Genomic DNA, 17,221 nt, shown 5'->3' on the forward strand with positions numbered 1-17,221 from the left:
CGCATACCGCATCACCGCATATGCGCCGACGCGATTTCTCGCCGAATCCCGCACCTCACCGCCACGGCATCGCAATGCCCAGCGCAACGCCCTCATCCGACAGCCGGCATCCGAACCGGCCGCGATGCCCAGCAACGCCCGACGCTGCCGCACACCCATTTGTCGAAAACCCCCTCAACAACCCTAAAACTCCACCTCGTCATTCCATAATGTGATCCACATCACAGCTTAGATCGTGGGTTGTCAATGCCGTCAGCAACAACTTCGCAAACCCCCACAACAACGCCAGCCGATTCCATGAGCGCGTCCGCACCTCAAGACGCCAAGGAATCCAATGACCATCTGGGACCAGCTCACCGACCAGGCCCACCGGCTCATCGCCCAGTCTCACCGCGGCCACCTCACCCCCGCAGTGACCCTGATGCAATCACTGCACCCCACGACACCGCAGACGCCAGCCGCGATCTGCGCCCACCTCGACACCGCCACCACGGTCCTACCCACGCTGGCGCGCTACGCCCGCGCCGGCGACAAACACGCGCTGCTGATGTGCGCCGTCCTCATGCGCCATCCACTACGCCGCATCGCTGACCTCGCCGACCCCGACGGCTACTTCGCCACCGGCCGTGACGCCCGCGACAACGACACCCTCACGATCTTCTTCACCCTGATCCGCTGCACCGCCGAAACAGACATCCTGACCGCCCGCTACCTCTACAACGCCACCCTGCGAAAAGTCCTCGCCACCCGCCCCCAAGCCGGCGCCCCCGCCGTCGCCATTCGAGTCGACCCCCACGCCGCGATCCTCGACCGAATCGACAACGGCACCGACACCGACCGCCCCGCCGCACTGATCGCCTCAGCCCGCGACCAACAGATCATCACCGCACTGGAATACGAGACCCTCAAAGCGCTCTACCTCAACACCGACACCTTCAGCCTGCACACCGCCGCGCACACCCTCGGCGCCAACGCCGGAGCAGTCGAACGCCGCGCACAACGCGCCATCCGCAAGCTCGCCAACCACTTCGAAAACCTCGCCGAGGTCGCATGACAACCACCCGCCGCACGGCCGCCCTCGCCGCAGCGATCCTGCTGTCAACCGTGGCCATCCTGGCCGGCGCACCCCCGGCGCACGCCGCGCCAACCGCTTGTCCCGGCATCGACGCGGTCGCCATCCCCGGCACCACCGAAACCGACCCTCACGCCGACCCCACCAGGCCAATAGGCATCCTCGGCAGCATTCTTGAACCGCTCAAACGACACAGCCACCGCACGCTGAGCACCTACTACACCCCGTACCCGGCAGCCATCTTCGGCGGCACCGACAAGGGCGGTTACCAAGCCTCCAAACAAGCCGGTATCGACAGCGCCAGCGCGCACATGAAAACGCTGGCCCACCGCTGCCCAAACACCAAGTTTCTGCTAACCGGATACAGCCAAGGCGCTGACGCGGCCGGCGACCTCGCCGCCGCCATCGGACACAACAAAGGCGCCGTACCCGCCGACCGCGTCCTGGGCGTCGGCCTGGTCGCCGACCCCTCCCAATCACCGGTCGACCAACCGACTATCGGCTTGCTGCACCCCGGCATGGGCTTCGCCGGCGTACGCACCGGCGGGTTCGGCGCACTAGCAGAACGCAACGCCGTCCTGTCGATCTGCGCACCCCTGGACTACTACTGCAACCTGCCCCAAAACGACCTGGTCATGCGCTTCATCGGCCACCTCGGCTCCCACCTCAACCTCGCCGACGCCGCCGATTCCGCCCAAAAGCTATCCACCATGTTCATGGCAGGCCTCGTCGCACCCGCCGCCGCCGCCATCAAACAGATCCTGCAGCTGGTCAGCGACCCCCAACTCATCCCGAACCTCGTACGCCGCGGCATCGCATTCGCAGAAGCACTGGCCCAGCAGCTGTTCTGGCTGGCCGGCCCCCAGGTCGCCGCAACAGCCTCCACCCTGGTCAGCGTGGCCCACGACGTCATCAGCCTCATCCGCAACCGCGCCTGGACCTCCATACCAGCCCTGATCGCCTCGATCGCCACAAAAGCCAGCACCGTAGGCACCGCACTGTCGCAGATGCAGGACCGCACCAACACCCTCAACGTCTCCGGCTTCGGCGCCGTCGGCACCCAGCTCGCCTCCGCAACACCCCACGTCGGCGACCTCGTCACCGCCGTCCTCAACGCCATCAGCCTGGCCACCGGCGGCATCGGCACCCAAACCACCGGCCTGTTCGGCCCCACCTTCTCCCACTTCTCCGCCGACACCGTCGCCACAGCCCTGACACACTTCGCCGAATTCATCAAAGGCAACTTCCACTGCAACTACGACAGCACCGCACTCGACCACGCCGGCCACACCGGAACCCAACTCGTCGAGCGCTACTTCTTCAACCAGATCAGCCAACTGGCCTGACAACACCAATGACAACCACACCGACAACCCGCCGTGCTCAAATCACCACGCTCCACCCAGCCCAACACGAACGGACAACCCCCATGACAGCGACCGCCACCACGAACTCCGGGGACTACGGCCTCTGGCTCCTAGCCACCGACAGCGGCGGCGTCGAGCTGACCGGCTGGGTCGAGACCGCCCCCACCAACAGCCTCAGCGAGGGACGATCCAGCACCGAATACTGGCCGGACTACACGATCTGCCGCGACCGCCAACAGCTCCCCACCCGAATCAAAGAACTCGGACTCCGACTCGCCGCCGGCTCCCTGCTGACCGATCTCGACAAGGACTGGACCGTCTACGTCACCCACCCCGACCTCAAAGCCCTACGCGCCCAACTCGACAACGACCGCGCCGCGCGGACTGGATAGCCGACACCATGCCCCAACCCAAGCCAACGCCGCATCCCCGAACCCAGCCGCCAACAGTGCGCCAAACCGCGACACCGCATCACCGAACCAGCCGGCCACGTCCCGACGCCCACACCCGATGACCCGATCTCGCTCAACCCCAGAAGCGACCAACCGATTAGTGCGCCACACCGCGCCACGCACAGGATTTCTTCAACACCAGGGTCGGCAGCCAAGCCGCCCGGATCGCCACCGCACCGAACCCCACCCCGCGGCCGACAATCCCGGGCCGTCGCACAAACGCGACACCCGCGCCAGCCGCGCACCAGGGCGCGCCAGCTGTGACACCGGCCGCGCCAGATGGGCCACACTCCTAACCTGAACGGCACTCGTAATGCCGGGCGGGCAGCCTCCAACCGTGACACACCACGCTGTCCGGCAGCCATCCACCGAGAAGGACCGCCCTGGGATCTCGGTTCATCGACCATCCAGGCCGGCGCCCAACATACTCAGGCTCCATCCCCGTCATTTTCATTCGATGCCATCTGCTCGGACACCACGGCTCACGCATCTACGCCCACGGTTCCTGCCGCCAGACCGGCCCGTTCCAAGGAATCAGCGGCGCCTATTGCCACCGGCGGCGCGGCGCCGATAGTGACAACGCTAATCCTGGAGCGGACAGCCCCTCCTGAATCATTCCGAGACTGGCTCGACGCGACCTACGCGGAAAGAACGAGGCCCCGCGATCACATCGCGTTACGCCGTCGCCGCTTTACTTCAAGCCCTTTCGTGTCCGCGGCCCGTGGAAAACTGCGCCTCAACGCCAGCCCGAACGGCCACCACGTCCCGACGACCGCCAGGCAACTAGACCCCAGGAGCCACCTCATGGCCAACCAACCAGCGCCCGATCCATCCGATGCCTTCGATGTCATCAACAGCATCAACCACCTCATGCTGCCCCTGGCCGGCCTACTCATAGCCGGAGTCGTCGCCCAAAGTCTGATCAAGGTGTGGTTCAACCGGCCCTACCAGCCGCCGACCGAACACCCACCCATAACCCAACGCACACCCCGCAGCGCGACCCGAACACCGAACCCCGGCCCCAACGCCTGCGACCTATGGGCCGCAGCATCACAGATCACCGAAGACCTCCTCACGCGCGTCGCCGAATGGGAATTCGACCCCAACGAACGATTCTTCAACCGACCTCTCCTCGCAGACGTCGACGAACCTCTCACCGCGGAATGGCTAGAAGCCCAAGCCGCCCTGGCCGCCGCGATGCCCGACTACAAGCCTGCGAACACCGCCAGAGCGCAACGGGCGCTCGACGCTGCCGAACGCGCGCGCGCCGCCTGGGACGCGGCCTGGCGCTACGCCGGCAGCATCGGCCTCGGAACACTGCCCGAACGCGACCGACAACGCCTCTCCCAAGCCCAGAAAATCTTGGCCCAAGCCGCCGACCACGCCACCACCCCCGCCGAACGTGCCCTGTGCATCGACCGACTAGTCGCGCTGCTCGCCGAAGTCACCACCGTCGACCGCGCCACAGCTCGCCACACCGTCACCAAATTCATCTCCGCCCAACTCGCGCTACCCGCGCCAGCGGCGCGCCCCGCGATTACAGGCGATAGGCGACGCAGCACACTTCGGCGCGACCAGCGCTCAGCGCCGCGGCGAAGCGCCTGAACCACCGACCATCGAAAAACAAGCCAGCCGTAACCGGACCGGAAGCTGCGCCGGACACGGCATCACAAATAGATGTGTATACGCTGTAGCACATCGGGGTACTATGTGCTACATGAAGCGTGTCGGGGTCCGCGAGCTGCGCCAGAGCGCAAGCGTGCTGCTACGAGATGTCGCTGGCGGCGAAACCATCGAGATCACCCACCACGGCCACCCCGTGGCCCATCTGATCCCGGTCAACAACGACGCCTGGTCAGCACTGATTGCCAGCAACGAGGTGACCCCGGCACGGCTCAGCCCCGCCGAAATCCTCGCCGGCACAACCTCAACCACCCGCCAGCACCAGGACTGAACTGGTGCTCTACCTCGATCCGACAGCCATCATGAAACTGATCATCCCGGCCCCCGAGTCACCGGCACTGCACCACTACCTGCAGGCCCGCACCGACATCCGCTGGTTCACCTGCGCGCTGAGCCGCGCAGACGTCCTACGCCAGACGGCACCCCACGGCCCCGCGGCAACTGACAGAGCCCGACACGTGCTGGCCGGCCTGGACCTCGTCGCGGTGACCGACCGACTTCTCGACGCCGCGATCTCGTTGACTCCAGCCCCCGACCGCACCGCAGATGCACTGCACGTCGCCGCCGCCCGATCCGCCGGACCACGACTCCACACCCTCATCACTTACGACCCCATGCTGGCCACCGCCGCTAACGACAACCACATCCAGATCACGAAACCCGGAGGTGCACCATGATCCGCACCATCGTCGCCGCTCTACTACTCCTCGGCCTCATCGGCAACCTGGACCGAACGCTGCCCCAGATCCTCATCGGCTACGCCGTCGTTATCGCCGCCGCCCTGTGGCTGACCTGGCCGATACTGAGCGCCCTCACCCGCGGCCTTCGCCGGCGCCACCGTCGGCGCCGCCCAGCCACCGCCGCTCCTACCTCGCCCCAGCTGACCCAGATCAACCATCACCACTACTACGCACCCACCCCGGCCGGGCCGCCGATGCCGCACCGCATCGACCGAACCCTCCCGGCGTTGCCGCAGCAGACCCAGATGCAACGCGAGTCCACCTCGGCCTACGACATTCTCAACCTCGACGACGGAGGCCCGCGATGAACACCGATCCAGATCCGCCCATCGATCAGGCCTGGGATAACCGGCGCCTCATCCTGGCCTCGCTGGCGCCGCGCACCGTCACCCGCCCCGCTCGCCGCGGCACATCGGTCGCCGACCCCGACGACATACCCGCGCCACGCGACGACAGGCCGGGCGTCCTCTCCCGGGGCCTGCAGGCGTCAGGGCAGCTGGCCCGCTCCGGTGCACGCCGCTTCAACAAGCGGGTCCCCCGGGAGCGGCGGCTGCACACCGCCGTCATCACCATCGCCGCAGTCGTCATCCTTCTCGCCGCCCTAAGCGGAGTGAAATATCTGTCCACCGACGTCCACCCCGAACCCCGTACCGCGCCGACAACCCCCACCCCCACCGCTGCACCCCAGGCGCCGCTGATCCACGACACCATCCTCAAAGACATCACCGCTACCGACGCCTGCCCCAAGGACGGCAACTACTCCGACGCCAACCGCGCCGTCGACGGAGACATCACCACCGCCTGGGTGTGCACCCGCGCCAAAAACAAAGACGGCCAGATCCTGCAGATCTCATTCGGCCGCCAAGTCACCCTCACCCAAATCCGCGTCATCTGCGGCTTCGACGCCACCGCCCCCGACGGGACCGACCAATGGTCCAAGCACCGCATCTGCACTTCCCTCGAGGTGTGGTTCCCCAAGGACCTCAAACGCGACCCCATCCTGATCGACACCGGGGGAATCCGGGACTGGCGCCCCATCACGCTGTCTCCGCCAGCCACCGTCAGCAAGCTCCTGATCCGGGTTAAAGAAACCTCGGACCCGCCGCAGCCGGCCACACCCACTACCGACACCGCCGCGCCCGGCCCCGACAACGTCACCACCATCGCGATCAGCGAAATCCAATTCATTGGCACCGACAGCGCGCACGCATAGATCCGCGCGCAGCCTGGGGCGCGCTATTCGGTTGAGGTCGGCGCGAGCTCTTCCGGGTCCTGATCGGGGCCACTGATCGTCACCAATCGAGGCGCGCCGTCGAACTGCTGCACCACGGCTTGACCAACGCCCAGCGACCGGGCCAATGCCGATCCCTCGACACCGACGAAGGCTTTGCTGATCCGAAAATCGCGGAGTCGATGCACAATTCGCTGCTGAAACCTGGCCGCCAACTCCCCGCGAGCGAACACGCTCCGCGACGCGGCACCTTCCTGGCTGGTCAACCACACATAGATCTCGAGCTGGTCGCCATCGCTCATCACCGTCGACAGAAACGACCACCAGTCGTCCCCGTCACCAGAGGCATGAGGCAATTCATCCAGCACCACAATCACGTCGGGGATCGGTGGGCCCTCACCGGCGCCCCGCTCTCGAACCTCCGCAATCGACGCCGCTCCGACATCACGAAGCAGCGCTTGCCGCCGAGCCCGCTCATCGAGGACTTCGCTCATGAAACGATGTGCCGCCGCCGGATCGTCCTCATAACCACCGTGGACAACAGTCGAGACCATTGGCCGCCGGCCGACAGATCGATGCACGATCATGGGGCCGCTGTCGCCTCGTGACCAAGCCCAGAACTGCGCCGGCGCGCGTTCATCGTCGACCGCGCAGGCCAGTACAGCGCTCATAGTGACCGACTTCCCCGAGCCGGTCTGCCCCGCGATCAGCGTATTGCAGGAAAGCGCCAAGGCCAGAGGCTCACCGCTCGGCAGGTACCCGATGGTCACCGTGCCCGGGGCGCCTGATACCGCAGGTGCCGCGCCCCTGTCTGCGTTGGCAACAAGAGGGGCTTGATCGAGCTCTTGTAGTCGACGGAAGTCGGCGATGCTCACGATGGCGGCCAGCGGCCGATTCTGGCTCAGAACCACGATGCGATCGCCGGCGGCCGCGCGCGCCAAGATTTGGCCGGAGCCGCGGTTCAAGTCGGTAGCGGATACCAGCGATTCAAGATTGAAAGTCACACCAGTTACCGTACCGCTGAGCGCATAGTTTTACGTACATCTATACGTGCATTTCGGGGCCGCGTCGCACCTTCCAAGTCGGCCGCAGTTCGCATGGAGCAGTTCCCGCCCTTTCGTGTCACTCATGAGTGAGACGCTGGGCGGCATGCACCTCGCCAACGAGACCAGCGACAACAACCCCGCCACCGCTCCATTCGGCTGGTGCGACACCAGCGACAGCCACGACGGACGATTCGACCATCGGCAGCAACCCGGCTGCCGAAACTTCATCTCCGACGCCGAACACACAGACTGGATGCTGCGCCAAGCCCGCCTATCCGACCAGCACGTCCAGGTTCTCTACCCCAGCGGTGCGACAAATCCCGAAGCGGCCTACATCGCCGACTACCGCCCCTACTGACGCGCCCCCTCAACCTCCACCCTCACGGAGACAACGACTATGCCCACCACGAACGCCGCCTACCCCACCCGGGCCGTCTCGATCCCACGCCGCGACGCACACGACGGGATACACATCATGTCCGTCACCCTGCCGTGGCGGTGCCCGCACTGCGGCGGCCCACGCGGCCAGGTGTTCCGAACGATCTCCTACGACGGCTCTCGCAGACTGGCCTGTGACGGCTGGAAAAACCCGTGCGGGCACATCGACTTCTATGCCGCGGTCCGCCACGAGGCCAACATCCTCGCCACACCGCCGCACACCGAACCCACCAGCGGCACAGAGGAGTAGCCATGCCAACGACGGACCCCCCGCCGCGTGAGCTCGGCGACATCCTTGCCACCCGCAACGTGGAAATCTTCCACCTGGTCCTACAGACCCACGTCTTCGCCTATCGCGAACCCGACACGCTGCCCGCTGCGGCCGGCTGCCACGGATGCTCCTGGATCCATCCCGTGGCAGACCGTGAGACCGCGCGCCGTCTCCACACCCTTCATCTCATCGAGGTCCTCCAGGCCAACTGGAAAGCGGTCGACATCATGGCCGGCGACGGCTACGAAAACCTAGGCACCAAGCACGTCATCCGCTGCATTCGGTGCGACACCACATTTCTCGGCGACACCCCCCAAGACGCCGAACAGGCGTACCAACGACACGAGGACCAGTTGCGCCGCATCGACAAAGCTCAACGCGCCTGGGCGCGCACCGGAAATTCCGACCCGCTCGTGCGGATCCGGAACTCACACGAACCCCGCGAGCGCCGGCCCAACGACAACTCAGACTCAAGCCCTGGAGCCGACCACGCACCATTCCCTACACAGAAGTCACCACAGCCCGCACCAGTCCTCGGGACACGACTTGAGCAGCGCCACTTACGCTTTGACGCTGTCTAGCCGTGTAATCTCACGAGGTGAGCTACCCGGTGGCGACGGCACCAAACGGCCAGGCGGCCGCCGCAAGGCTTGCCGGCGTGGAAACCTCGTCCAGACCGCACGGCAGAGGATTCAACAAAAACACGGCACCGCTGAACTTCTGGCGACCGCGAGGGCGCGGAACGGCGAGGGCAACAACGTATTTGGCCCTCGCAACCGGCAATTGTGGGTCGGAAGACATGCACCACCACCCCACACCAGAGACGGCGTGCGCGGCCTTCACACCGCGCGGGTCCAATGAGCCTGCGTGGGGTGACGGGCGCTCACGCAGCGCTGGCCATCCTGCGAGCCGAAATCGAACGCCTCGCCGCTGCGGCCGCCGCCGTAACCATCAGTACCAAACCAATCCGCATCGAAATGTCCGGACGCCCTCCCAATGAGTACAGCACCGAAATCTGGTACGAAGGCAATACTTTCAGGGTCATCAGCTGCGACGGTTACGTCGGGCTTGCCGCAGGGCCCGGCCGCAGCCTCGACTGGTGGCCAGACTTCCAAGTCGTCGAACAAAACGAGGTCCGCGAGATCGTCGCCGCGATGCTGTCCGCCCATGAGTTCATCGTCCGCAGACAAGAGGAGCCGGCCCTCGACGACTCACAACCACACGGCCCAACGTGACATCAATCTGCCGGCAGGGGTCTTGCATGGCGGTCAGCCGAGCGAAGACCCAGACGGCGAGTACGCAGAATCGAAAGGACAGGTCTGATGGCAGGGGCCTCGTTAGGCGCTACAGCGGCATCGAGCACACAAGTCCAATTGCGTCACGTCAAACACCATGTGCAGCACGCTATTTCAGCTCGGCGCTGCTCTGCGACTGAAGGGCTGATCAGCGCCGAGCGAGATCCTGAGCATCTGGCCGCGGTGCTGGTGCACGTCAATTCCGGTGGCAACGCGGCCGCCGCAGAAACCTACTTAACGCGGCGCGGCTACCTTGTCGAGCGCGCCGCCGACCAACAGGCGAGCGGCACTTACGGTGTGCAACTGCGGATCCGCGCCCCTCAATACAACCGCGGCAGTACGTAGCTCACTGTCACGGCGCAAGAAAGTTTCCACGCTCAGCTCCTGGCCAGCGATCATCAACCCGTCAAAAACCGGACCACCACCTGGCTGAACGCTTACTGCTTTCCGGATCAAAACATCGCCTGCACCGGCTAAAGCCTCTGCCACTAACCGTGATTCGGCCGCCGACAACCTGGCCGACTGATCTTCAACCCGCGGGCGAGCAAGGCGGCCCGCCAGCCCTATGCGGCGACGCGCAAGCCCACCACGGCTCGGCTGCTGGTGAAGCATGCGGCACATGTCAGAAGACGATCGCGACACGAACAGCCCGACTCGTGTCACCCCCAGCGGTTAGGTTGTGCGCGAGACAGTTTCGTATAGATGGGCGGCAAGCACGTGAGACGCATTCGGTATCGCATCGCGGCTACGGCCACAGCCGTGGCCGTAGCTACCGGGGTCGCGCAATGGCATGCAATCGTGTCCGAGGTCACGGGCACTGCCACCGCAGCCGAGACCACACCCGCAGCGATCGGCCCGCTGCTCGAGCGCGTCACGGTCGTCGACCACATCGACCCAGTCCCTGGTTACCAGCGCAGCTGCAAGAAAGGTCAAGCCTGCGTGTTCGGCGAAGCTTGGCACGACCCACTTTCGCACAGTGGCTGCGATGTAAGGAATCGGCTGTTAGCGAAGTCATTGCACAACGTCGTATTTAAGCCGAACACACACGACTGCAAAGTCATTGCGGGACAACTCAATCCCGATCCTTACACCGGGACCGCCGTCGATCTGCATCAGGTTGCCGTCGACCACATCGTGCCTCTTCACGCCGCCTGGAACGCCGGCGCCTCACACTGGGACCTGCAGCGCCGCCGCGCCTTCGCCAACGACATGACCGAGCTGATCGCGGTGTCGAGTACACAGAACAGCCGAAAGAGCGACTCCACGCTGGCGGAATGGTTACCTCCAGTGTCCAAGTGCGACTACGTAATTCGCTATCTGACAGTCACAGCCAAATATCAGCTGCCGATCACGGTGAAAGACCGGGCGGCGGCAGTCGCCGCGTGCGCCGCGTAGCGGCCCACTGCTACACCGCGCCAGCTATGCGCGTCGCGATACGAATCGTCTCGCAGGAAAAACATTTCGTATCGCGCGGCGCCGCACCGACGTCCGAACAGTCAGTCGCGTCGTGAAGTACGTTCCACCAAATCGGTCGCGGTCTGCGGTGACAGCGGTCTTCCGCAAGTGTGGATGCCGCGCACCCCGCTGTCACGGAGCACCCGGAGCAGACCCAACTGGGCGTCGACCGACGCATCCCCTGCCGGATCAGTGAGGTACCGAGCGGGCACCCCGAAGTATTCGGCGATCGCGCTCAGCTGCCCCTCCGCAAAGACTGCTGCGGTCCCATCCCGCAGCCCCCGAATCTCATCGGCGGTAATGTTTGCATCCCCCTGGCGTGTAATCGCCTCGGCCACCGCGGCATTCGTGTCGGCGGGTGCACCCGCCTGGTGCATCACGTCGAACAGCTTGTTGATCCGGACTGCCAGCGGCACTGTCAACGCATTGTCCATGTCTGCCGAATCCTCTCTTTCTCAACCACCGCGCCGCTCGGGCCGCGCATCTCCACCGAGTTGTGACGGATACACACCGGACCGCGCGTGATCTACGCAGGCCTTACGCGCCGCCCTCATCATTGTGGCGTCTGGGTTGGCCCAGTGGCGAAGGTTCATTGGCGGGCTGGCGATCGCGATGAGAGCTCGTTCGACTCGGCCTGGGTCGGGTACCGGGTAGACGGAGGCATCGAAGTTGCGGATCATCCACGAGGTGAGTTTGTCTTCGCCGGCGTCGTCGAAACGGTAGTGCCGGAAGTTGCTGTCCGACGAGCCGGCCCCGCGCGGCCGCGGAACAAGGTCCAGCTGGTCACGCAGCAGGGCACCGATGGAACGCCGCAACGTCGAGAAGCCGCTCTGACCGGTCGCGAAATGAGTCCCGATACTCCGTTGAGCAAGGTTGGACGAGCTTCCGATGTACACGACATCACCTCCGGTGAGCGTAACTCCGGGCAGCGCGCACTGTGCGCGGGAGAAGATGGCATACACGCCGGCCACTGAAGGCGCGGACTGCTCCGCAAGCCCGCACCGGGCGGCCCGCAACTCCTCAAGGATGTCTGTGGGCTCCATGTCCAGATTCTCGGCCAGACTCCAACGCCTGGTCCGCGGTTCAGCCGGGATTCACATCAACAACAGCGACTCACCGCGGCGCGGCTGGGGAGACAATGGCATCGTGCTCGAGCTCGCCCGCTACCGCGCCGAGGTCGACTCCGTTTTCAATCTGCTCGGCCGCCAGGAAAACGACCTGACCGCCGCGCTCGGATTCGTCTTCGCACGCTGCCCGAAGCTCCTCGCGGCCGTCCTTCACCGCGTGCTACCCGCCGATCATGCGCTAACCGTCGGCGCCGCCGCCGTGGGTTTAGAGGTCCGCGACGAGCAAGGCCGCACCGATCTAGAAGTCCGCCTCGCCGACAGGCTGATCATTTTCGAAGCCAAAGCCGGCTGGCTGCTACCCACTGCGGCGCAGCTCGCCAAGTATGCGCCCCGCGTGGCCGGCTTCCCCAGCGGCGGTGTCCTGGTCAGCCTCTCGCAGGCATCCCACGACCTCGCCAAAACGACCCTCACCCCCAGCGTCGCCGGAGTACCCGTTGTCCACCTCCCGTGGCGCGACGTGCTGGCCGACATCGCCGCGGTGCGCACAACGTGCAGGGGACACGAACGGCTTTGGCTCGACGAACTACATACCTACTTGAAAGGCGTGATGCGAGTGCGGCCCGTCGCCGACAGCATGACCTACTGCGTGGTCGTCAACCATGCGCGCCCGGGCGGTGGGGGAGCCCGCACCTTCCGCCAATACGTCACCCAGGAAAACTGCTACTTCCATCCGTACGGCGTCGGCGGATGGCCTACAGACCCACCACGCTTCATCGCGTTCCGCTGGGACGGCGCCGTGCAGCGGGTCCACCGCATCATCCACACCGAAGTCGTCTCCTCGCTGCTCGACCGGTGGCCTGATGTTCCCGCAGACCGCGTCACCTCGACGGCGCACGCCATTTATGATCTCGGTCCCCGCTTACCACCCTTGAAACCGCTCCCGAACGGCCGCAAGTACCGTGCCTCACGCTTGTGGGTCATGCTCGACCAACTGCAGTCCTCGGCCACCCTTGCCGAAGCGATCGAAGGCACACGGCAGCTGCGGGGCAACGCATAAAGACGCTCCGCTCCTCGGTGATGCACCGTGCATCACGGCACGGCCTCGGCGCGATCACGGAGACGAGGTTTCTCCCGGTCGGTGATGCACAGTGCATCACCGGTTGGACACGGACACGTCACAGCCCTTCGGTCCGGCGGATGGCAGTGATGCACGGTGCATCACCGGGCGGTAACAACGTGCCATCAAGATCGCGTCAGATTCAGGCCGGTAGTTCAGCGAATTTGCAGCGCAGCTGTTCGGCGTGAGCGAGCACTGAGTGCACACGGTGGGGGCGGGTGCTATCGAGGGCCACCACGTTCGGCGCGGCGCGCAGCTCCGCGGCCGCCAGCCCGAGGATGACCATCGACGCGGGAGTGAAGTCCCGGGAACGGGCGTCGAGCACCGCCTCATCCAGCCATTCGCGGTCCTCGTCAGCAAGCGCGTAGCGGTCCGCATGTTCCACCAGGTCGGTGATCACCGAGACGAGCTGCTCGCGGTGGGCGTGCAGCCAAGCGACTTCCGAGGGCCACCGCTCGGTGGCCTCCGCGCTCGATTTTCTGGACTGCCGGGTGATCTTCTCGTCGGGCCGGTCGTAGCGCAGCAACGCTTCAAGCCGGTCAATACGGTCGATCACTCCCTGCTTGCCGACACCCACTTGTGCGCCGAGCTGCGCCAGGAAAATCCCCCGAGCCCGCCCTGCCTGCAGGAAATACAGCTCGCGGCGACGGTCTTCCCACCACAGCCAGTTGTTCAGCGTCAGCGCGTCGCTAATGTCAGCTTGCAGCACCCACGCGGGGATGCCACGGCCGCTGTATTGACGCAGATAGTCCAGCACTTCTCGGGGGTCAGAATCGGGTGAATCCGGCAGCTTTTCCCTGTTCAGGTCATCAATCTTCGCGCGCCGGTTCGCGATCCGGGAGATGGCGCCGGCCAGCTCCGTTCGATGCACCCGGGGTCGCGCAGCCACGCTGTCAGTATTTCACGGACAGATAATCACGATCAGGGAACGCGCCGATCACAGCGCGGCCTCAAACCGCCCCTGTGATGCACGGTGCATCACCGGCCGGTATCGATCCGGCAACAAGCCCTTGACAACAATCCGCGAGAACTCGTTTCAGCGTGCCTGACGTGACGTCGTCTGGCCTTACAGTGAGTCCATGAGCGCCGTCGGCTATCACTGGGCACCCGCCAATCGACGCGCCAGCATCGCCGACGAGGGGCTTCGGATCGGGTGCCGCCCGGCCGTCAACGGCATCGAGGACGATCACCGCAACCCGTGGATCTCGTTATCGCCCACCCCGGCGCAGGCGTGGATGCTGTCAGCGGGAGCGCTCGCGATCGGCGGATTCCGCTCGGAAGCAACAGAGTGGGATCTGTGGCAAACCGACGTCACCGGCATCGACGTTCATCGCTGCGCCGGCGACTATCCCGAAATCCGTGTGCTCCAGCCGATCCCGAAGAACCGCGTCGCATGGGTGGCCAGCCGGCCGTTCCCCGCCGACCCACCGCTGATCCAAGCGGGGGATGGGGGAGCGCAGTCCGAAAAGTGCTGTCACAGTGACGAAATACAAGGGCACCGTCATACGCTCGCTACCAACGCGTCTTCTCAACTGCGCCCGCGCGACCATCCGAACGCGACAACTACACCGGACAGCGAGATAATCGATGCTGCAATTTCCCGTTCCCGACGCCACGTGGTGACGTCTCCGCCATCCTCGACAGGGTCGATCCCACCCGCACCTTGGCACGTGATTTTTTCATCGCCCAGACCTCGGCCCCATTCAGCAGCGACCGCTGGAGCCGATCCACCATCTACGACTTCGTGATCAGCCACCGGCCCGATGCCCCGTACACCGCCGCGATCCCACGCTTGTATCTCACGCCGAATCACCGCCGCACAGCCGCCCGCCTACTGTTCAGCCAAGCCTTGGAGGTTGGCGCAGGCGGGCATGAAGTCGTGGCGTACATCTGGGATCCCGCCGACGACCGCGGCCACGTCGCAATCGCCTTCCCCGTCCGGGACAGCCGCGGCGCCCCACCCGCGGACACCGCCTTGCGCCTTCTCGCCCTGCTGCCCACTGTCACCGCTGTCGTCATCCCCGACGACGACTACAACGCCACACCCGAAGGGCAGCGCCGCAACCAGCCGGCGATCTGGGTCGCCGACGGCATACCGCCCGACGCGCAGCCCCACACCTGGGACGACATCGCGAACCTCCTACGCACCAAACTGCCGTGGTGGTCCTACGGGCTCCGTGACCGCGACGCCATGCTGGCCTGGCGACCCGGCACCCCATCAACTGCCGTCGCCCCGGGCACCGCACACCGTGACCTCACCGCACTACCCGCTGTTCTCACCCCGGACAGCTCGCCCACACTCCGGGTCGCCGTCGACACCATCACCGCCGAGCTCCAGCACGACGTCTGCGGCGCCTACCGGCATCACCGCGGCCACGACCACTTCTCCGACAACCACGGCCTCCAGCACGCCGCGACCGCCGACCTCGACTTCGCCCAACCGCGACCCACACGCACCACCGGACAGGCCGCCCTGTTCCTGCACCACCAAGTCGCCAACCCCCTCGCAGCCGCCCACGCCGCGCAGGTCGCCGGAGGAGCACCGATCGCTCACGCCGCTTACATCATCACCGCCACACACCAGCGCCAACCGATCGTTCAAAACTGGCTCAACCGCCTCCAACTCTCACGCCGCCGCGACGAACTCGGATTCCAACTCGCCCTTCAGGCCATACCTCCCGAGGTTCAGCTGGCCGACCCCACCACACCCACCCGCTACTACAGCGACCCCCGCAACCCGGACTGCTGGATCGTCACCCACAACCACACCGTTATCGTCACCTGCGGCACTTCCGTGCCCGCCAGCGGAGTACTCGAAAAGGCCTATCTCGACGCCGGCGCCGCATTCTTCCTCGACAGCGACAACATCGCCTGGCCGATGCCCTATCCAGCGCTACCCGACGAGGACAGCGAAAGCACCCTGGCCCAAACGCTGACCCGGCTCATCGGCGATGCCGGCGCCGACGTCGACGACCCCGGCAGCGCCGTCCCCACCAACGAAGAACTCGTCCGACGCATCCGCAACGCCACACTGCCCATCGTCATCAGCTAAACGACCCCCGCGGTGATGCACCGTGCATCACGGAACAGTCGCGACACCATCACACGAGCACCTACATTCCTGCGCCAACCCGGGCCCACAAGTGCGCCAGACACCCCCAGCGCCGCGCCACCCTGTCCGCACCGCGCGCCATCAGCCATGGCGCACGACCGATGCCCCCGCGACAAGCGCTGAAAAAAAGTTTCCGAAAAGCCCCCAGCCGGGGCGCACCGTGCGCCCTCATGCGCCGATACATGTCCCACCGGCAGTAGGATGATCGTATGGCTAAAGAGAAGATCTCCGCGACACTCGACCGCGAGGTCCTCGCGACAGCTGACGCTGATGCCAGAGCCGCCGGCCTCAACCGCTCCGAACTTATCGAGCGCGCCCTGCAGAACGAACATCTCCGAATGTCGTTGGAGCGCTACACAACAGCCACGGTCCCAGCGCTCGGCATTGACACCTACGCTGACATGGTTTATCAGGCGAACCGGGACTCGGGTCTGTGATCAAACCGGGCGACGTCATGCCCCGCCGCGACACCGACCGCGAACTGTTCGTCGTTGTGCTGTCCAACGCGATTCACCTGGCCGCCGGCACCGGCAGACTCGTCGTATGCCCGTTCATCCCGGGCGAACTCCCCAGCGAGACAATGTCTTTAGTCGTCAGCACTCAAGATCCGGAAGGCGCGACGCTACCCGAACTGGTGCACTGGCTTCCGTTGGCCGCCCTCGACGACGCCATCGCAAACATCGGCACCACGGCACTTGCCGAGGCCTCCGCCACCGTCGCCGCCCTCATCTCCTAGTACACCGACCGCGCGCGGATCAGCCGAGGTGGACACCGCCGGTGGGTCCCAGCGGCCTGATCGGGATGTGCAACAACTGGCCATACGCCAGCCCTGTGACGAAGGCGCGAGCGCAGCCGTCATGAGCAACCGGCGAAAC

Annotated in this window: 23 protein-coding genes; 19 read left to right on the top strand and 4 right to left on the bottom strand. The window is 65.4% G+C overall.

The annotated features are described in order from the left end of the window. Positions 1-334 precede the first annotated feature (334 nt). The 8 genes from CYU59_RS23430 to CYU59_RS23465 all read left to right on the top strand — a co-directional run bounded on the left by CYU59_RS23430 (position 335) and on the right by CYU59_RS23465 (position 6,527). Complete coding sequence (locus CYU59_RS23430; protein WP_293003319.1) at positions 335-1,054, top strand: hypothetical protein; 720 nt, start codon at positions 335-337, stop codon at positions 1,052-1,054. After that, the gene (locus tag CYU59_RS23435) at positions 1,051-2,418 is read left to right on the top strand and encodes a cutinase family protein (RefSeq protein WP_293003321.1); all 1,368 of its coding nucleotides are present in this window, start codon (positions 1,051-1,053) and stop codon (positions 2,416-2,418) included. The genes CYU59_RS23430 and CYU59_RS23435 overlap by 4 nt, the downstream gene beginning before the upstream one ends. A gap of 83 nt (positions 2,419-2,501) precedes the next feature. Then, positions 2,502-2,831 carry a hypothetical protein gene (locus CYU59_RS23440; protein WP_293003323.1) on the top strand — a complete coding sequence of 110 codons (330 nt, stop codon included), beginning with the start codon at positions 2,502-2,504 and terminating at the stop codon, positions 2,829-2,831. An 864-nt stretch (positions 2,832-3,695) separates the two neighbouring features. Further along, on the top strand, positions 3,696-4,496 hold the full coding sequence (locus CYU59_RS23445) for a hypothetical protein (RefSeq protein WP_293003325.1): 801 nt from the start codon (positions 3,696-3,698) through the stop codon (positions 4,494-4,496). A 112-nt stretch (positions 4,497-4,608) separates the two neighbouring features. Next, positions 4,609-4,845 carry a type II toxin-antitoxin system prevent-host-death family antitoxin gene (locus CYU59_RS23450; RefSeq protein WP_293003327.1) on the top strand — a complete coding sequence of 79 codons (237 nt, stop codon included), beginning with the start codon at positions 4,609-4,611 and terminating at the stop codon, positions 4,843-4,845. Positions 4,846-4,849: 4 nt separating this feature from the next. Next, positions 4,850-5,251, top strand: a complete 402-nt coding sequence (locus CYU59_RS23455; protein WP_293003329.1) for a type II toxin-antitoxin system VapC family toxin — start codon at positions 4,850-4,852, stop codon at positions 5,249-5,251. Then, positions 5,248-5,622 carry a hypothetical protein gene (locus CYU59_RS23460; RefSeq protein WP_293003331.1) on the top strand — a complete coding sequence of 125 codons (375 nt, stop codon included), beginning with the start codon at positions 5,248-5,250 and terminating at the stop codon, positions 5,620-5,622. Before CYU59_RS23455 ends, CYU59_RS23460 begins: the two co-directional genes overlap by 4 nt. Further along, positions 5,619-6,527: a hypothetical protein gene (locus tag CYU59_RS23465; protein WP_293003333.1), complete on the top strand. Its 909-nt coding sequence runs from the start codon at positions 5,619-5,621 to the stop codon at positions 6,525-6,527. The genes CYU59_RS23460 and CYU59_RS23465 overlap by 4 nt, the downstream gene beginning before the upstream one ends. A gap of 23 nt (positions 6,528-6,550) precedes the next feature. On the opposite strand, the gene CYU59_RS23470 is transcribed toward CYU59_RS23465, so the two are convergent. Further along, positions 6,551-7,549, bottom strand: coding sequence for a type II toxin-antitoxin system prevent-host-death family antitoxin (locus CYU59_RS23470; RefSeq protein ID WP_293003335.1), 999 nt, complete (start codon positions 7,547-7,549; stop codon positions 6,551-6,553). Positions 7,550-7,673: 124 nt separating this feature from the next. On the opposite strand from CYU59_RS23470, the gene CYU59_RS23475 reads away from it, so the two are divergent. The 6 genes from CYU59_RS23475 (at position 7,674) to CYU59_RS23500 (ending at position 10,990) form a co-directional block, all read left to right on the top strand. Continuing rightward, on the top strand, positions 7,674-7,949 hold the full coding sequence (locus CYU59_RS23475; RefSeq protein WP_293003337.1) for a hypothetical protein: 276 nt from the start codon (positions 7,674-7,676) through the stop codon (positions 7,947-7,949). A gap of 39 nt (positions 7,950-7,988) precedes the next feature. Further along, positions 7,989-8,279, top strand: coding sequence for a hypothetical protein (locus CYU59_RS23480; RefSeq protein ID WP_293003338.1), 291 nt, complete (start codon positions 7,989-7,991; stop codon positions 8,277-8,279). 2 nt (positions 8,280-8,281) lie between these two features. Further along, positions 8,282-8,881 (top strand): hypothetical protein, encoded by a 600-nt coding sequence (locus CYU59_RS23485; protein WP_293003340.1) that lies wholly within the window; start codon positions 8,282-8,284, stop codon positions 8,879-8,881. 291 nt (positions 8,882-9,172) lie between these two features. After that, on the top strand, positions 9,173-9,535 hold the full coding sequence (locus CYU59_RS23490) for a hypothetical protein (protein WP_293003342.1): 363 nt from the start codon (positions 9,173-9,175) through the stop codon (positions 9,533-9,535). Positions 9,536-9,622: 87 nt separating this feature from the next. Further along, entirely contained in the window at positions 9,623-9,940 is a 318-nt protein-coding gene (locus CYU59_RS23495; RefSeq protein WP_293003344.1) for a hypothetical protein, read from the top strand. Positions 9,941-10,393: 453 nt separating this feature from the next. Beyond that, complete coding sequence (locus CYU59_RS23500; RefSeq protein WP_293003346.1) at positions 10,394-10,990, top strand: HNH endonuclease family protein; 597 nt, start codon at positions 10,394-10,396, stop codon at positions 10,988-10,990. Positions 10,991-11,091: 101 nt separating this feature from the next. Here the strand turns inward: CYU59_RS23500 and CYU59_RS23505 are convergent, their stop codons facing one another. Continuing rightward, positions 11,092-11,484, bottom strand: coding sequence for an XRE family transcriptional regulator (locus CYU59_RS23505; protein WP_293003349.1), 393 nt, complete (start codon positions 11,482-11,484; stop codon positions 11,092-11,094). 21 nt (positions 11,485-11,505) lie between these two features. Continuing rightward, positions 11,506-12,093, bottom strand: coding sequence for a GIY-YIG nuclease family protein (locus tag CYU59_RS23510; protein ID WP_293003351.1), 588 nt, complete (start codon positions 12,091-12,093; stop codon positions 11,506-11,508). Between CYU59_RS23510 and CYU59_RS23515 the strand changes: the two genes are divergently transcribed. Further along, complete coding sequence (locus CYU59_RS23515) at positions 12,092-13,174, top strand: hypothetical protein (protein WP_293003353.1); 1,083 nt, start codon at positions 12,092-12,094, stop codon at positions 13,172-13,174. The two genes, CYU59_RS23510 and CYU59_RS23515, sit on opposite strands and share 2 nt — an antisense overlap. A gap of 202 nt (positions 13,175-13,376) precedes the next feature. Here the strand turns inward: CYU59_RS23515 and CYU59_RS23520 are convergent, their stop codons facing one another. Then, positions 13,377-14,123 carry a hypothetical protein gene (locus CYU59_RS23520; protein WP_293003355.1) on the bottom strand — a complete coding sequence of 249 codons (747 nt, stop codon included), beginning with the start codon at positions 14,121-14,123 and terminating at the stop codon, positions 13,377-13,379. Between the two features lie 190 nt (positions 14,124-14,313). Here CYU59_RS23520 and CYU59_RS23525 point away from each other — a divergent pair, with 190 nt between their 5' ends. The 4 genes from CYU59_RS23525 (at position 14,314) to CYU59_RS23540 (ending at position 17,082) form a co-directional block, all read left to right on the top strand. Then, positions 14,314-14,982: a hypothetical protein gene (locus CYU59_RS23525; protein WP_293003357.1), complete on the top strand. Its 669-nt coding sequence runs from the start codon at positions 14,314-14,316 to the stop codon at positions 14,980-14,982. Beyond that, complete coding sequence (locus CYU59_RS23530) at positions 14,898-16,286, top strand: hypothetical protein (RefSeq protein ID WP_293003359.1); 1,389 nt, start codon at positions 14,898-14,900, stop codon at positions 16,284-16,286. The genes CYU59_RS23525 and CYU59_RS23530 overlap by 85 nt, the downstream gene beginning before the upstream one ends. 269 nt (positions 16,287-16,555) lie before the next feature. Then, positions 16,556-16,783, top strand: coding sequence for a ribbon-helix-helix protein, CopG family (locus tag CYU59_RS23535; protein ID WP_293003361.1), 228 nt, complete (start codon positions 16,556-16,558; stop codon positions 16,781-16,783). Then, positions 16,780-17,082: a toxin gene (locus CYU59_RS23540; RefSeq protein WP_293003363.1), complete on the top strand. Its 303-nt coding sequence runs from the start codon at positions 16,780-16,782 to the stop codon at positions 17,080-17,082. Before CYU59_RS23535 ends, CYU59_RS23540 begins: the two co-directional genes overlap by 4 nt. Positions 17,083-17,221: the final 139 nt, after the last annotated feature.

Origin of the sequence: Mycobacterium sp., from assembly GCF_002863225.1 — a bacterium.
Lineage (GTDB): Bacteria > Actinomycetota > Actinomycetes > Mycobacteriales > Mycobacteriaceae > Mycobacterium.

Coding starts and splice junctions, on each gene's coding strand:
- CYU59_RS23430 (WP_293003319.1), top strand. CDS start 335: ATGACCATCTGGGACCAGCTCACCGACCAGGCCCACCGGCTCATCGCC.
- CYU59_RS23435 (WP_293003321.1), top strand. CDS start 1,051: ATGACAACCACCCGCCGCACGGCCGCCCTCGCCGCAGCGATCCTGCTG.
- CYU59_RS23440 (WP_293003323.1), top strand. CDS start 2,502: ATGACAGCGACCGCCACCACGAACTCCGGGGACTACGGCCTCTGGCTC.
- CYU59_RS23445 (WP_293003325.1), top strand. CDS start 3,696: ATGGCCAACCAACCAGCGCCCGATCCATCCGATGCCTTCGATGTCATC.
- CYU59_RS23450 (WP_293003327.1), top strand. CDS start 4,609: ATGAAGCGTGTCGGGGTCCGCGAGCTGCGCCAGAGCGCAAGCGTGCTG.
- CYU59_RS23460 (WP_293003331.1), top strand. CDS start 5,248: ATGATCCGCACCATCGTCGCCGCTCTACTACTCCTCGGCCTCATCGGC.
- CYU59_RS23465 (WP_293003333.1), top strand. CDS start 5,619: ATGAACACCGATCCAGATCCGCCCATCGATCAGGCCTGGGATAACCGG.
- CYU59_RS23475 (WP_293003337.1), top strand. CDS start 7,674: ATGAGTGAGACGCTGGGCGGCATGCACCTCGCCAACGAGACCAGCGAC.
- CYU59_RS23480 (WP_293003338.1), top strand. CDS start 7,989: ATGCCCACCACGAACGCCGCCTACCCCACCCGGGCCGTCTCGATCCCA.
- CYU59_RS23485 (WP_293003340.1), top strand. CDS start 8,282: ATGCCAACGACGGACCCCCCGCCGCGTGAGCTCGGCGACATCCTTGCC.
- CYU59_RS23495 (WP_293003344.1), top strand. CDS start 9,623: ATGGCAGGGGCCTCGTTAGGCGCTACAGCGGCATCGAGCACACAAGTC.
- CYU59_RS23505 (WP_293003349.1), bottom strand. CDS start 11,484: ATGGACAATGCGTTGACAGTGCCGCTGGCAGTCCGGATCAACAAGCTG.
- CYU59_RS23515 (WP_293003353.1), top strand. CDS start 12,092: ATGTCCAGATTCTCGGCCAGACTCCAACGCCTGGTCCGCGGTTCAGCC.
- CYU59_RS23510 (WP_293003351.1), bottom strand. CDS start 12,093: ATGGAGCCCACAGACATCCTTGAGGAGTTGCGGGCCGCCCGGTGCGGG.
- CYU59_RS23525 (WP_293003357.1), top strand. CDS start 14,314: ATGAGCGCCGTCGGCTATCACTGGGCACCCGCCAATCGACGCGCCAGC.
- CYU59_RS23535 (WP_293003361.1), top strand. CDS start 16,556: ATGGCTAAAGAGAAGATCTCCGCGACACTCGACCGCGAGGTCCTCGCG.